The 15,029-nt window shown below is 45.6% G+C and carries 14 protein-coding genes; 6 read left to right on the top strand and 8 right to left on the bottom strand.

What is annotated here, in order from left to right:
- Positions 1 to 47 precede the first annotated feature (47 nt).
- The 4 genes from N4J56_RS03895 to N4J56_RS03880 form a co-directional block, all read right to left on the bottom strand.
- On the bottom strand, positions 48 to 1,265 hold the full coding sequence (locus N4J56_RS03895; RefSeq protein ID WP_317105242.1) for a helix-turn-helix domain-containing protein: 1,218 nt from the start codon (positions 1,263 to 1,265) through the stop codon (positions 48 to 50).
- A 193-nt stretch (positions 1,266 to 1,458) separates the two neighbouring features.
- On the bottom strand, positions 1,459 to 1,728 hold the full coding sequence (locus N4J56_RS03890; protein ID WP_317105241.1) for a hypothetical protein: 270 nt from the start codon (positions 1,726 to 1,728) through the stop codon (positions 1,459 to 1,461).
- Positions 1,679 to 4,156 (bottom strand): glycoside hydrolase family 31 protein, encoded by a 2,478-nt coding sequence (locus N4J56_RS03885; RefSeq protein ID WP_317105240.1) that lies wholly within the window; start codon positions 4,154 to 4,156, stop codon positions 1,679 to 1,681. The genes N4J56_RS03890 and N4J56_RS03885 overlap by 50 nt, the downstream gene beginning before the upstream one ends.
- Positions 4,157 to 4,179: 23 nt before the next feature.
- The gene (locus tag N4J56_RS03880) at positions 4,180 to 4,317 is read right to left on the bottom strand and encodes a hypothetical protein (protein ID WP_317105239.1); all 138 of its coding nucleotides are present in this window, start codon (positions 4,315 to 4,317) and stop codon (positions 4,180 to 4,182) included.
- Positions 4,318 to 4,551: 234 nt separating this feature from the next.
- On the opposite strand from N4J56_RS03880, the gene N4J56_RS03875 reads away from it, so the two are divergent.
- Positions 4,552 to 5,358: a TPM domain-containing protein gene (locus tag N4J56_RS03875; RefSeq protein ID WP_317105238.1), complete on the top strand. Its 807-nt coding sequence runs from the start codon at positions 4,552 to 4,554 to the stop codon at positions 5,356 to 5,358.
- A 146-nt stretch (positions 5,359 to 5,504) separates the two neighbouring features.
- A complete protein-coding gene (locus N4J56_RS03870; protein WP_410500414.1) occupies positions 5,505 to 6,125 on the top strand; it encodes a precorrin-8X methylmutase in 621 nt (206 codons plus the stop codon).
- Between the two features lie 66 nt (positions 6,126 to 6,191).
- Here N4J56_RS03870 and N4J56_RS03865 read toward each other — a convergent pair whose 3' ends face one another.
- The gene (locus tag N4J56_RS03865) at positions 6,192 to 6,929 is read right to left on the bottom strand and encodes a phosphate ABC transporter permease (RefSeq protein ID WP_317105236.1); all 738 of its coding nucleotides are present in this window, start codon (positions 6,927 to 6,929) and stop codon (positions 6,192 to 6,194) included.
- A gap of 59 nt (positions 6,930 to 6,988) precedes the next feature.
- Entirely contained in the window at positions 6,989 to 7,819 is an 831-nt protein-coding gene (gene dapB, locus N4J56_RS03860; protein ID WP_317105235.1) for a 4-hydroxy-tetrahydrodipicolinate reductase, read from the bottom strand.
- 213 nt (positions 7,820 to 8,032) lie between these two features.
- On the opposite strand from dapB, the gene N4J56_RS03855 reads away from it, so the two are divergent.
- The gene (locus N4J56_RS03855; RefSeq protein WP_317105234.1) at positions 8,033 to 9,592 is read left to right on the top strand and encodes a glycosyltransferase family 39 protein; all 1,560 of its coding nucleotides are present in this window, start codon (positions 8,033 to 8,035) and stop codon (positions 9,590 to 9,592) included.
- A gap of 422 nt (positions 9,593 to 10,014) precedes the next feature.
- The gene (locus tag N4J56_RS03850; protein WP_317105233.1) at positions 10,015 to 10,383 is read left to right on the top strand and encodes a hypothetical protein; all 369 of its coding nucleotides are present in this window, start codon (positions 10,015 to 10,017) and stop codon (positions 10,381 to 10,383) included.
- 24 nt (positions 10,384 to 10,407) lie between these two features.
- Here the strand turns inward: N4J56_RS03850 and N4J56_RS03845 are convergent, their stop codons facing one another.
- On the bottom strand, positions 10,408 to 12,033 hold the full coding sequence (locus N4J56_RS03845) for an iron uptake porin (RefSeq protein ID WP_317105232.1): 1,626 nt from the start codon (positions 12,031 to 12,033) through the stop codon (positions 10,408 to 10,410).
- 153 nt (positions 12,034 to 12,186) lie between these two features.
- On the opposite strand from N4J56_RS03845, the gene N4J56_RS03840 reads away from it, so the two are divergent.
- Positions 12,187 to 12,618, top strand: coding sequence for a GNAT family N-acetyltransferase (locus N4J56_RS03840; RefSeq protein ID WP_317105231.1), 432 nt, complete (start codon positions 12,187 to 12,189; stop codon positions 12,616 to 12,618).
- A 29-nt stretch (positions 12,619 to 12,647) separates the two neighbouring features.
- Here the strand turns inward: N4J56_RS03840 and N4J56_RS03835 are convergent, their stop codons facing one another.
- Positions 12,648 to 14,456, bottom strand: a complete 1,809-nt coding sequence (locus N4J56_RS03835; protein WP_317105230.1) for an SLC13 family permease — start codon at positions 14,454 to 14,456, stop codon at positions 12,648 to 12,650.
- Between the two features lie 141 nt (positions 14,457 to 14,597).
- Between N4J56_RS03835 and N4J56_RS03830 the strand changes: the two genes are divergently transcribed.
- Positions 14,598 to 15,026 carry a DUF202 domain-containing protein gene (locus N4J56_RS03830; protein WP_317105229.1) on the top strand — a complete coding sequence of 143 codons (429 nt, stop codon included), beginning with the start codon at positions 14,598 to 14,600 and terminating at the stop codon, positions 15,024 to 15,026.
- Positions 15,027 to 15,029: the final 3 nt, after the last annotated feature.

Raw genomic sequence — 15,029 nt, 5'->3', positions numbered from 1 at the left:
CGCGCCGACAGGCGCACTGCACAAGGGTTTTCTCCCGAGCGCTCAGTTCAAGCACTAATCTGCGGTCGCTGTTCTTGGCAGACAATAAAGTGATTCTTGCTATCAATCTCAATTTTTCCTTCCGCCTGTAATTTGCCTAACATGCGCGTGATCGTAACTCTGGTGGTCGAGCAAGCAGCAGCAAGATCGCTATGAGTTAGACGAATGCCCAAACGAATGCCTCGCTCCGTAGGTTGACCGATTTGCTTAGCTAGTAATAGCAGCAAATGATGCAAGCGGCTCTTGGCATGACGCTTGCCAGAAATTGCTAAAAGAGCTGTTGTTTGCTGTAGCCGTTGGTTAATTTTAGGTAATAATTTTTGGGCGAGATCGGAATTTGCTGCTAACTCCGACCAAGAAAAACAGGTCAGTTCAACTTCAGTTAATGCTGTAGCTTCACAAAGTCCGAAAGCATCTATATCTAAAGCACTGAATGGCGAACCAGCGCCTGCCAAACCCAGTAACACCTCTTCGCCAGTCTCGCAGGCTATTGCCAGCTTGACAATCCCGCGACACACTAACCAAACGGTCTCCGGTCTGAGTCGGATCGTTTCCCCTTTCAAATAGATCTGTTTTTGACTGAGATCTAGCTCACCGATGGGTATATCTGTATTTTGGTTTTGTGGCTCAAGTTTGTCAGATAGATACAAATGTCGATTGGGATCGCCAATCTCGCGCAGCGATAGCAGGATAGTATTTGGCTGACCCGTTTTCTCGCAGTTAGACATACTTGCCACTACTGCCACTTTTACAGGCTGGCGATCGCGAGGACAAAGGTGCATCGTCCATTCCTGCGATTCTGCCATGCCTTGTAACTCATTGAATTTGTACCAAAAGATTTCCCGGTCTTCGGCACTCAGAAAGGTAGTCAGCGGTTTTCCGCTTAAAAAGCGCTGCGATACATTCAAAAGCTTAGCAGCCGCCTGGTTCGCTTCTCGAATCGTACCTGAGAGATCGGCGATCGCATAGCTAGCGGGTGCCAGCTCAAACAAATCTTTGTAGCGCCTGCGTTCTTCCTCTAAAGCTCTACGCATCGCTAAAAGTTCTGCATTCTGCCGATGTAGTTCTTCCAGAGTGACTTGAATCTCTTCCGAAGCAACACCAAGTTCCTTAAGTGCTGTGGGTAACAGATTTGGTTGAAGCTGCGGACAATCTACATCATGAAGCAGCAGATCCAACCGTCCTTGCATGGACTGGATTTGCTGGACGAAATTATCTGTCAACATGCACTCTACCTCTACACGAAATTGTTAGCGGGCAACGATTGGCAGTCAATGAGTCAGGTGTCATTGCTTTGCTTCAGAGTGACAGATTCCCAACATAGCGGCATCTATCAAAAGGTAAGTACATTTATCAAGCTAAAGTCATCTATAAAAAGGTAGAATTATTTTCCTTCTACTCTCCATCTCCTTACTTTCCCTAGCTCTCTTGCCTCCCGACTCCCGACTTCCGTACGGGCGGGTATGAAGCGAAGATTTCTTGCCTCAACTCTCGATCTTTCACCAAACCCGCTCCTACGACTCCCGACTCCCGTACGGGCGGGTATGAAGCGAAGATTTCTTGCCTCAACTCTCGATCTTTCGCCAAACCCGCTCCTACGACTCCCGATTCCCGTACGGGCGGGTTTGGAAACCCGCCCCTACGACTCCCGATTCCTGGTAAACTGCAAACAGCGAGCCGTTCCATCATCGCTAAAACGTTGCTGACCGACTCCCACCACCTCAACAACGACTTCTCGCGCTGGTGGTGTCCATTGTCCCTGTCGCGCACCAATCTTAACGATTGTTTCTTCTCCTGTTGTCTTGACACGATAGGTAGTGGTTGACCAGACAGCTTGACGATGATCGAAACTACACCCGTCGTCTTCGTACATCGTCCATTCTCCAGTTCCAGGCCAAACGCGCATTACGAGGGAATCGCACGGTGTTTCATCAACAAACTGTACTACGGGCTGCATGGGGATAACTGTCCCAGACCGTACATAGAGAGGCATTCTTTCCAACGGTGCGTGTGCCAGAATATGAGTTGGTCCCGCGAACGCCTCCCCCGTCCACCAGTCGTACCAAGTCCCGGCAGGTATGTATACTGCACGATGTTCTATCCCAGGACGATAAATTGGTGCAGCCATCAGACCAGCACCTAGCAAGACTTGGTCGTAGAGGTTGTAAGTCGCGGGATCTTGGGGAAAATGGTAGAGTAGGGGGCGGAGAATCGGCGCTCCGGTGGTAGCAGCTTCCCAGAACAGCGTGTAAATGTATGGTAAAAGCTGGTAGCGCAAGTTAATATACTCGCGGCAAATTTGTTCGACGCGATCGCCAAAAACCCAAGGTTCGTGACGAGCAGTTGTCATTGCCGAGTGAGCGCGCATTAAGGGATAGAGCATTCCGACTTGCATCCAACGGGCGAACAGTTCTGCTGTAGCATTGCCCGCAAAACCACCAATGTCGCAACCGACAAAGGCTACACCCGACAACCCCATATTGCACAGCATTGGCAGGGACATTTCCAAATGCTCCCACAACGACTGGTTATCTCCCATCCATACTGACGACCACTTTTGTACGCCAGCGTAACCCGAACGAGTCAAGACGAACGATCTCTCGTTGGGGCGCAACTTTTCCAGCGCCTCAGCACTCGCTCGCGCCATCATTAATCCGTAAAGATTGTGGACTTCGGCGTGAGTTGTCATTAGGGAGTTGGGAGTCGTCGGGGCGGGTTTAGCTAAAGATTCACCGCTTACGGCAAGAGATTTTCGTTCAAAACCCGCCCGTACAGGGGAGTTGGGTGAGGTTAATTCCGAATTCCCTTGCGGTGCATCTAGCGGAAACCAGATATGCTTACCGTCGTCACCAAAGGGGCGATCGGCGATCGCGGGTTCGTTCATGTCGTTCCAAATTCCGGCTACACCAATACTGGTAAGGCTTTCGTGTAAGTTTCCCCACCACTGCCGGACTTCAGGACGTAAGAAATCGGGAAATAACGCTTTATCAGGCCAGACGTAGCCGTGAAATAACTGTCCATCTGCTTTACGGACGAAATAATCTTTGTCTATCCCTTGGTCGAAAACATGATAATTTGCTTCCGGTTCGTACTTTACCCCAGGGTCAATAATTGTTATCGTCTTAAATCCATCCTCGGCTAGTTCCCGCAGTAGCTTCTCTGGGTGGGGGAACCGTTGGGGACTCCAAGTAAAGACGCGATAACCGCGCATGTAGTCGATATCTAAATGAATCACGTCGCAGGGAATGCGGCGGCGGCGAAATTCTTGGGCAAGTTCGCGTACTACTGTTTCTGAATCGTAACTCCAGCGACACTGATGGTATCCCAAAGCCCAACGAGGTGGTAGGGGCATTCTGCCTGTTAGCTGCGTGTAGCTACCTAAAATTGTGGCTGGATCGGGACCGTAAATGATGTAGTAGTCTAGGGGCGGTGTCTGCATTCCCGCTAAGCTGCGGGTTTCCATGCTCCAAGTTCCAGGTTGAGCTGCGCCAATGTCAAACTGACTCCAAAAAGTCGTGTTGAAAAAGATGCCATAGCCGACTTCTGGACGCAAAGCCATAAAAAATGGAATTGCCTGATACATCTCATCCGTCAGCGAGTTGTAGTCTAAAGCATCTAGCGTCCAATTTGTTTTAACTTCGCTTAATTTATCTAAAAAGCCCGTGCGTTCGCCAAAACCATAAAAATGCTCGTCAGCCTCAATTTGTTTCCAGGCGGCGGTTGCACCCATGCGCCAACCCATACCCATTTCGGCATCTTTGGCAAAGGGGCGATCGCAATTGTCAAAGCATGTCAGGCGACAAGGTTGGCGTTGGACAACAACTCGCAGCCGATCTGTTTTAATTTCTACCGTGTCAGGTGTTTCTGCAACTTCAAAGGGAACGGGCGATCGCTCGATATCGTCGTCTCCTACGACTGCCCAAGGGCGCTGGGGAAAGAATTCGCCGTGAGGGGCTAAACGCACGCGAATGAGATGAGCATCGATAACGCTAATCAATACAGAAGACTCACCGCAATCCAACTGGACAGCGCGATCGCTTTGTGATACTGCCTCCACTGCGCCTACAGTTACCCACGGTTGGTCAGTCGTTGGCAGTTGTCCAAAATATTGCGGCATACACCTTTCCCCAAATCGCGCATTTACAGCAGGAATTCTATCTCCACAGTCAATTTTCCCGTATCTACACAAACGTAGATTTCCCCCGCTGCGATCGCGCTATTGCGGGAATCGGGAATCGGGAGTCGGGAAGCGGGTGGAGGCGGAGGTGTCCTCCGCATCGGAACCGCGTAGTCGGGGAAGAGAGCTGGGGGAGCTGAGGGAGAAAAATTATGACTCCTGATTTCTAAGTTTTGACTTTTAACTTTTAACTTTTGACTTTTGACTTTTGATTGATTTGCCTGGGGTCGCTAAATTAGAGTAAAGTAAACAAATGTAAAAAAACGCGACTTAATTATAATAATTCTTACGACAGTAGCGATTTTGAGACTCCGATCCACAACTTATAATTGCCCATGCAGCGTTCATTTTGGCGAAAAATTCCGGTTTTAGTAACAACATTTTTTCTGGCAGGGTTGGTTTGGATGATGCAACCATCAGCAGCCCTAGCTTATGACAATCCAGAACTGCTACCCGATCGCCCTACCCCCGTCATTGACCTAGCAAAGACTTTTACCGATATTCAGGAAGAACAACTCGTAGCAGATTTAGATAAATTTACCGCTGACACTGGTTGGAAACTGCGAGTTTTAACTCAGTACGATCGCACTCCAGGTAGAGCAGTAATTAACTTTTGGGGTTTAGATGACAAAAGTATTCTTCTAGTTGCCGACTCTCGCGGTGGTAACATTCTCAGTTTTAGCGTTGGCGACGCAGTTTACGAACTTCTCCCCCGCACGTTTTGGATCGAACTACAAACCCGCTTTGGTAATTTGTACTACGTGCGAGAACATGGGGAAGACCGTGCCATTCTGGGAGCTTTAGAATCCGTTGAAAGCTGTTTAATCAAAGGCGGTTGTAACGTTGTTCCAGGTCTACCAAGAGAACAGTGGATTCTCACCCTAATCACATCAACACTGGGAGGCGTAATTTGTGGTTTTGCCGCTCAACCCCGTCGTCCAGGACAGGCTCTAGCTTGGCAGTGGGCTTTGATTTTCTCGCCGTTGTGGGGCATATTATTCATTGCTTTCGGCATTGGACCAGTTGTCACGCGCACTACGGAATGGCTACCTCTAATCCGCAATATCTCTGGTTTTCTGATTGGAGCGCTCGTAGCTTATCTCACACCGATATTTGGTCGTTCTTCTGCTTCTGAGACGTGAATTTTGGTAATGGGTAATTGGTAATGGGTAATGGGTATTTGCTGGTAGACGGTAGACGGTTAACTGGTCACTGGTCACTGGTCACTGACAACTGCTCCCTGATAACTGATAAACTGGTCACTGTCCCTAGCTCCCAGCCTTTCTCTATGGAATGGCAGATGATTGATGCCCAAAATCTGGCGATCGTCGATCGCGAGGTTGGCGATTATGACTTTTCTCCCGCAGAATATGAGATCGTCCGTCGTGTTATTTATACAACTGCCGATTTTGAGTATAAGAATTTAATTCATTTCTCAGAAACGGCAATGCAAACAGGAGCAGCGGCGATCGCTGCTCGCTGTACGATTGTGGTGGATGTACCGACAATCCAAGTTGGCATTCTACCCCAGATTCAAAACACCTTTGCCAATCCCCTTTATTGCAGCTTAGACGCGATCGCTCGTCCGCAAAAAGATAAGACCGCTACAGCTTGGGGAATCGAAAATCTCGCTCAGCGCTATCCCGAAGCAATTTTTGCGATCGGTCAAGACCAAAGCGCATTAGCCACTTTAATAGATCTAATTGCTACTGACGCAATCAAACCAGCTTTGGTAATTGCTACGCCTGCGGGATTTGTCGATGTGGATGCGACCAAAAAACGCTTGCAGGAATTTTCCGTACCACAAATTTGGACGGAGGGTTCCAAGGGTGGTGCAACGGTAGCTACAGCAATTTTGGACGGATTGTTAGAACTAGCTTGGCTGGCTTACGCCCCTGAAGAGAGCTGAGAGAATTCGGAATTCGGAATTAAATTGCACCCCACTTTCTGGCAATAACTGGTCACTGATAACTGTCTACCATTCCCGATCTTGTCTCGGTAGCTGAGGTGGTTCTTTTCTTTGAGGAGGACGGCGAGGAGAACGAGGTGATTCTTCGTCGGCTTCTAGGCGATCGCGACGGATGCGGTTGCTGACTTCCACAAAGACATCTCGTTGCAAGAATGGATAGTCACTCACCCAAATATCGCGACTGGGAATGTAGATATCGGTAACTTTGGTAATATTGCTCAAATCAGCGCGATTTGACAGTACAATCATTTCCGCTACTTGACGGCGGGCAATTCCTTTGTGACTGCGGCGCAGTGGCACTTGTACCTGGATGGAAAAACCAGTTTCATCTCCAACTTCGACATTTAGACGGCGCTCTAAGTTGTCTACATAGACTAGTTCGCCTTTATTGTTAACTGTTTCTTCTCTACCAATTAGCTCTTCTGAAATATAAACATCTAAGATGCGACCGCGAAAGAAACCGCTGTATTTGTATTTACGGTACTGTGCGTTACGCAAACTCGCCCACAGTACGGGACCCCACAGCCAATAAAAACCGCCAACCACCCCAAAGGGAAGTAGCAAACCCCCAAATCCCTCACCCAACAGCCATCGCAACAACAACACGACGACAACAGCGACAACCGAAGCTAGCAATCGGCGCAAAAAGTCAGAAAATTTTCCCCAAACGTAGCGATATTGATCGCCCGTAGCAATACGAGGAATGAGTTGTTCAAACTTCTGGCGCGTGAGTGGGACAAGCATGAGGGACTGGGGAGTAGAGTTTTGTTGACAGTTAACGTTAACGGTTAACTGTCAACTCTTTACAATATTTTTTCTAACCCATAAACGAGGGTTTTGAGTTGGATGACTTTACGGATCGCTAGCAGCACTCCTGGCATGTAGCAGGCGCGATCGCTCGTGTCGTGGCGCAAAGTATAAATTTGACCCGCTGAGCCAAAAATGACTTCTTGATGGGCAATTAACCCTGGTAGGCGGACGCTATGAATGCGAATGCCTTCCGCTGCTACGCTACCTCTCGCACCTGGTAATTTTTCTGTTTCTTCTACCTGGGGTGGATTAAAAGCTTTCCCCAACTCAGCTAACATCTGCGCGGTTTGCAATGCCGTACCGCTCGGTGCATCGGCTTTTTGGTTATGGTGCAGTTCGATAATTTCGACGTGATCGAAATATTGGGAAGCTTGAACTGCTGCTTGTTGCAACAAAACCATCCCAATTGAGAAGTTGGGAATCATCAAACATCCAGTACTGGCTTTGTCAGCAAATTCAGCTAAGTCCTGAATCTGTGCGGGACTTAAGCCTGTCGTACCGACGACTGGACGCACTCCATAGGCGATCGCCGAGCGGATATTGTCATACACTGTACTCGGATGGGTAAAGTCTACCATCACCCCAATTTGCCTTTCTTGCCCCGCCATCGCCAGCATTGGTTCTAATTGGTCGGTAATGGGAACTTCCAACGGTTCTGGTAAACCCGCTAGTTCTCCTGCGTCTTTACCTTGATGCTCTGGGTTGCGATCGATCGCCCCTAGTAAGGTCAGATCGGCAGCTTGGAAAACTGCTTTGACAACTTCGCGTCCCATTTTGCCCGCAGCACCATTGATTACTACTGGGATTGGATATTGGCTATTCATTGCTTCGACGATCTCAGTTTTATCAAGGGCATTTTAGACTAATTAAGGACAGCAACTTAAGGATGGCAATGACTGAGGTAGATTGGAGTGCTTGCCATTTGACACTGCTGCTCTTTTGAAAAACTATATATTTATTGTAACCTAAATAAGCTTTGAGGATTTTATTTAATTAATTTGCCTCTATAGCAATCTCAATTCTAATTTCAACTGTTTATGCCAACTCGTCACGTCAATTTTAAATGGCTGCGCTTACTATTTATAATTATTTTGTGTGTGGGAATAGCTTTTCGAGTTACGAATATCGATAAAAAAGTTTATTGGCACGACGAAGCTTATACTTCTTTAAGAATTGCTGGCTACACGATGAAAGACTTCTCTCAAGGAGCATACGCTCATCGAGACAGCAGTATCAAATACTTGCAAACGTTTCAACGTTTCAAACCTGGCAGCCAATTAAAAGATACAATTCATTCTCTTGCTGTAGAAGACTCTCAACATCCACCTTTGTATTATGTTTTGTTGAGATTTTGGGTGAAATTATTTGGCAACAGTATTACGATAATTAGAAGTTTAAGCATTTTATTTAGCTTCTTAGTATTTCCTTGTTTGTATTGGTTGTGTCTAGAATTGTTTCAATCGTCTCTCATAGCATGGATGGCGATCGCGCTTTTAGCGGTCTCTCCGGTGCATGTTTTATTTGCTCAAGAAGCAAGGCAATACGCTTTATGGACAGTGACAATTCTAGGATCGAGTGCCGCTTTACTCAGGGCAATTCGATTGAATAAAATCCAGATTTGGATTGTATATGCCTTCGCTTTAGCAACTAGTTTTTATACTTTTTTCTTGTCTGGATTAATAGCTGTCGCTCATGGAGGTTACGTTTTCATAATTGAAAAATTTAGGTTGAGCAAAAGAGCGATCGCTTATCTTCTCTCCTCGGGTTTGAGCTTATTACTTTTTACTCCTTGGATATTGAGCTTAATTCAGAACTATTCCATGTTTCAGATGACGACGGGATGGACAAATAATGCTTTACCCGCAGACATTTTTAGTCGTCGCTGGCTACTCAATATCGGTCATATTTTTTTCGATATGGGTTTGGAAAAAGATCCAGATTTTCTAATTGTCTACTTCCTGATATTACTTCTAATAGTTTATGCAGTTTATTTCACAATACGTCACGCACCTTTAAGAATTTGGCTATTTATTATTACCTTAATGGCTGCAACTACTTTACCGTTACTGATACCAGATATCATTAAAGGCGGACAAAGATCGATCGTGCCTCGTTATTTGTTTCCTGGTTATTTAAGCATTCAGTTAGCAGTTGCTTACTTATTGAGTCAAAAAATCAGTCAATCGAGATTATTGTTTCGCAGAAGTTGGCAAGCGATCGCAACTTTACTCATTTTGGCTGGAATCATATCTTGCACGCTGAGTTCCCAAGCTAATACTTGGTGGATTAAAGAAATTAGTTATAGTAATCCTCAAGTAGCTAGTTTTCTCAATAGAGCAAATAATCCTCTCATAGTTTCTACTAATGGTTGCATCAACAATGGTAATTTACTTTCCCTTAGCTACTTATTAGAACCAAAAGTTCGATTAAGATTAGTTGATATCGCTCCTTTAAAAGAGATACCACCAAATTCTGGCGATATCTTTATTTATGGAGATTGTACAGAACCAGTGCGCGATAGTCTTATTAAGAAAAAATACAAACTAGAGCCAATCTTACCTTATTTATGGCAACTAAAGTCAGGGGAAGGGAATTGAATCTAGAGAGGTAAGGAAAAGTCCCCTTAAAAAGGGGGAGACAAGATTGTACTTACTTAATTCCCCTTAAAAAGGAGGAGACAGGAGCGTTCTTAGCCCCTCTTTTCAACAAAAAAGACAAAACCATTCTTAGCCCCCTTTTTCAAGGGGGGTTGGGGGGAGCGAAACTTAACCAAGAAGTATTTTAACGATCTACAAGTCTAACTAAAGTTAAATTCACTCATTTATGGCATTCGCTCAAAACTCCTACTCAAGAGAGAAGATATGCGATCGCCTCCTACGGCAAGATCGATCCGAAAACTAAAATTAGAACAAAGCAATTAAGGAGCGCTTATTGTTAGCAACCTTAGTAATTGTGTTTCTAAAAGTTTTTACTCTAAAGAAACGTTAATTTTAGGAATCAAAATCATTGGAGGATTCAAATGAAGCAAGTAGTTGATAAATTGAAGAACATGGGCTTGCGTCGAATCGTTACCGTATTTTTAGCAACGATTTTATTTGTCGCACTGCCAGCATTCCAAGCAAATGCTGTAGAATCTCCAACGGGAGAATACAACCCTGTCACTCCTGATACTGTCAAGCGCATTCAAGAAAAAGCTGAAGATTTGGGAGATGCGCCAGGTAGAAGAATAGGTGATACCGGGCTAGAAAATATCAAGACGCTGCCCAAAAAGATTCCTGAAGTTCTCGACCTCAAAGCCAAGCAAACTAAAGTAACATTTGACACTAACGAGCCGAACAAAAAAGCAGCTATGGATGAGGCTCAAGCAGAAGTTGAGAACAAACGCTAGAGATTACTATCTTGGGTTGCGTTTTTAAAAAGAGAATACGGTGCGAAGAGTACCAGTAATAATTGTGCCATTATCTGCTTGATTGCTAGGATTGGCGATCGCTTGAACTAAAGGAGCGATCGCTAGATTTTCATTTAGGGGAAAGTTATAGTAGGCTTCAAAGTTTGTTTGAGTCGCATCCCCTACAGCATTTTCCACAAAAGGCTGACCTGCCGCAATTCCCGCTACAGCGCCAGGCAGTAGTAAATTGCGCAACGATATCCCCACCATCCAGTAAGACGGTTCGAGATCTCCAAAAATAGTATCGTCATAGCTACCGTAGCCATAACGTCCGAAAACTCCAAGTTGGCGCGATAGATTGAGTTCGACATTCGCTCCAAATACATCAAAATGGCGATCGAACGTATTTCCACCACTGTACTGCAAGCGTAGAGTAAAAGCTGGGTTGGGAGAGTATTCTAACTCAACCGTTCCCTGATTAGGATTACCAAATAAACCGCGATCTCCACCTTCATCTGGGTAGAGTAGCCTTGTTAAAGCCGATACACCTTCAACCTCATCGCGACTGCCAGAAGTGTCAGCGTCTGCTGCAAGATACATTGCCCGTAACGTTAAAAACTCATTCGCTTGCCAGTTAACAACCGCCCCAGCGCCTTGTTCGTGAATCGGAAAGAGAAGGTAGTTGTTAACCAGTGCTTGAGTCGAAAAATCAACAAAACTGCGATTAGCATAACGATTGCGATCGAGATAATCTGTAGGTGCGATCGCAGTCCCTAAAACAATTTGGAGATTTTTAGCGGCGCTAAAGCTGTAGTAAAGCCGACCCAGCCCCAATTCTCCATTTCGAGATGGTCTGGTCGAGAAATCAAGTCCGCTACCGAAATTAGGTTCTAATACTCCAGCTGCATTATCGCGGTTGCCGTTACTACCAGTCTCCAAACGAATTTTGAGTAAGTCAGTACCAGAAAAACTCGTATCAAAATCTAACTGAGTCCTGTAAAATAACGTAGTAATAGGATTATTATTGGCAATTTCCGTACCTGTAGGGTTGCGAAGGGAATCGCCGCCAAAGCCACCCCCATTAATTGCAAAGATAACTTGACCTTTAAGTTTAGTCGTTGTGGAGAACTCGTTTGCCTGGAGTCCGGCGTTTCGAGCTTCTAGAGAATCTAAACGACCTTGGAAATCTTCTAATTCGGCAGCATACTCTTGTAGAAGTTTTTTGAGAGTTGCTAAATCATCTTGAGTTGCTTGTACTGGCTTACCATTAGCGATCGCTCCCTCCAATTGCCGTACTACCGTACTTAAAGCCGCCGCAAATTCGTAACGACTCAAGGTACGATTGCCAAGGAAGTTCCCATTCGGATAGCCTGTAACTATTCCATAGCGCCAGATTAAAGATTGTAACGCTCGACTTGCCCAGTCATCGGGTTGCACGTCGGATAATTGGGAGACTTGGGAAGTCGGGAGTTGGGAGTCGGGAGTTGGGAGTTGGGAGTTGGGAGTTGGGAGTCGGGAGTTGGTATTACTTTTAACTTTTGACTTTTGACTTTTGACTTGTATTAACGTTTGGGCTTGTAGTGGAGTTATCTGAGCTAACAAGCACAGAATGCCAATACCACTGACTAGGAGGGGGTAAAATTTGCCCATTTTTTAACGAAAGTGTTTGAAAGTGACTGGTTATATGATTTACGAGCGCAACATACGACAAATCTCTGAATTAGCCACAGTTTTTTACTTCTATTTGCGATGATACAGTCTATTTGTACGCACGCTAAACTTTTTTAATTGGGATAAATTTTCGTGAAACAACCGCTTAGGATTGACACCACTGAGAAGCCGCATCCTGAAGACATAGAATTTATTTTGCAACAACTGCTGGCATTTAATCGCGATCGCGCTGGTGAAGGGAATTTCCAGCAGTTAGCTATCTTTTTACGAAATGAAGGCGCTCGTCTGGCTGGCGGGTTGATTGGTTCGACTTATTGGCAGTGGTTGTATATCGATATTTTATGGATAGATGAAACTTGGCGCGGACAAGGTTACGGTCATGCTTTACTGGAGGCTGCGGAGCAAGAAGCTGTCAGACGCGGCTGTAAATATGCTTATTTAGATACATTTAGTTTCCAAGCACCAGAATTTTACCAGCAACAGGGATACGTCATTTTTGGTGAATTGCCAAATTTCCCGCCAGGTTACAGCAGATTCTTTCTCAAAAAAGAAATTCATCTGTAGGGTAGGCAACGCTCACCTTACAAGAAAAACTAATCTACGGGCAGCTGGTTCACGCCATACAGCCAAGTAATGAGTAAAGGCGTGAGAAATGTCAAAATTAAATTTAGTGGCGCTCCTACCTTGGTAAAATCGAGAAATTTGTAGCCACCAGGACCGTAAACCATCGTATTCGTCTGGTAGCCGATTGGTGTGAGGTAGCTGTTAGAAGCAGCAAATGTCACGACAAACATAAAAGCAAACGGATTGAGACTCAAAGTTTCTGCTACGTTAGCTGCAACTGGAAGCATCAGCACCACGGCAGCATTGTTCGATAGAATCTCTGTGAGTACGGTTGTGGCAATGTAAAAGCAGACTAGTAACCAAAAACCAGAGAATTGACCGCCGAGCGATGCTAAACCACCCGCTAACCACTGGGTTGCACCTGAATTATCCATCGCCGTACCGAGGGGAATGAGTCCGGCTAGTAGGAAGATAATATCCCAACGTACCGACCGATAGATCTCTCTTGGCTTTAACACTCCAGTCGCCACCATTAAGACAACTCCTGCCAAGGAACTGACTAAAATTGGTATCCACTCAAAAGCAGCGGTAATAACCACTGCTAAACCAATTGCGATCGCGATCGCGGCTTTGTCTCGTCGCAGCGTTTCCACCTCTCGCGGTTCTACTACCAGTAAATCGGCACTATTTTGCAGTCCGATAAAACTATCTCTCGCACCTTGTAATAGTAAGACATCGCCAAATTGCAATCGGACTTTACCCAAGCGATCGCGAATGATTTCCTCATTGCGTCGAATTGCCAGTACTGTGAGGTTGTAACGCTGGCGAAACTGTAACTCTTGGAGCGTAGAGCCAATCAAACTAGAGTTGGAAATTATTAAAGCCTCAGAAATAGCTCGATTTTCTGAATTTAACTCAGGTGTTGGGAATTCTTGCTGAAATTCGATTTCTGGCAAGATTTCAAGTCCCCGCTCATCTCTAATTTTGAGTACATCGCCGCGATTACCGCGCACGATCATAATATCGCCACCCGCTAGCACTTTATCTGCTACAGGTTTGGTATAACGGCGACTGTTGTGAAAGAGTTCCACTACGTCAATATCAAATCGCCGCTCGATCTGGCTAGAACGTAAAGTTTGTCCGATTAAATTAGAGCGTGGCGCGACAACCACTTCACTAAAGTAATCTTTTAATCCGTAGTTGGCGATCGCCGGAGTCGCAGCTGGCTTTTTTCGGTCTGGTAACAGTTTAGGTGCGGCGAAGGCAAGATAGACCAAGCCGATCGCAAATGTAATTAATCCTACGGGGGTAAATTGGAATAAACTAAATTCTCCATATCCCAACTTTTTTGACAAACTGCTGGCGACAACATTTGTCGAAGTGCCAATAACTGTAATCATTCCGCCTAGAACCGTAGCGTAGGACAGCGGTATGAGCAGTTTAGAGACAGAAATATTTCGCTTTCTACTCCATTCCTCCACAATTGGGATAAAAACGGCAACCACAGCTGTATTGTTGAGGAAAGCGGTAATCGGACCAACAATCGCACCTAAAACAAAAATCTGCCGTGTCGAATTTTTTCCCCCTCGCCGCAGTAGAAAATCGCTGACGATTTGGATTGCACCGGTGCGTTCGATCCCACCACTGAGGATGAACATTGCTAATACCGTGATGGTTGCGGAGTTGCTAAAGCCAGCTATCCCTTCTTCTGGGGTGATTAATCCCAGTAGCATGAGTACAACTGCTGTCGCGATCGCAGTAATATCTACAGGTAGCCATTCAAAGATGAAGAAAACTATGGCTAATCCCAGAACGCCAAGGGTAAGAGCAATATCCATATACAATAAAATCGCCCGAAATACCGTAATTTAAAGCGGCTTTTATATCGTACTATATTCCGCTCGACAATTCGTTGTTTCTAAAATGGATTTTTTGTATTCTTCTACTAATGTCGGTACATAGTGCTGAAAGTAGAAGTCATGGAATTATTCAAGCCTAAACGAGTTGATGCAGGAACATTGACACCCCAGCTCAAAAATCCAAATCGCGTGCGGGATCATTTAGCCAACGAACGTACATATTTAGCATGGATGCGCAGCGCGATCGCGTTGATGGGATTTGGTGTCTTAATCGTGCGCCTGCGAATTCTCCGTCCCCCGCTTGCGCCTCAACCTCCTGGTAATGGTTGGAGGTTAGGTTTAGCCTTTGGAATAGTAGGATTATTGATGGTACTGCTTTCAACCGCACACTATTTTGTCATTCGGCGCGACATTGATGCAGATACTTACGAACCAACGGACAGGTGGGTCATTGTCACTAGCATTGCCGTGCTACTGTTAGGCGTGGGAGTCATCTACTACGTCTTTAGCATTCCGCTAGAATCGTTAAACGCCGTTATTGTCGAGTAAGAT

It is taken from the genome of Chroococcidiopsis sp. SAG 2025, from assembly GCF_032860985.1.
GTDB lineage: Bacteria > Cyanobacteriota > Cyanobacteriia > Cyanobacteriales > Chroococcidiopsidaceae > Chroococcidiopsis.
Note: the sequence above shows the minus strand (reverse complement) of the source record. Positions and strands in the feature narration are given on the sequence as shown.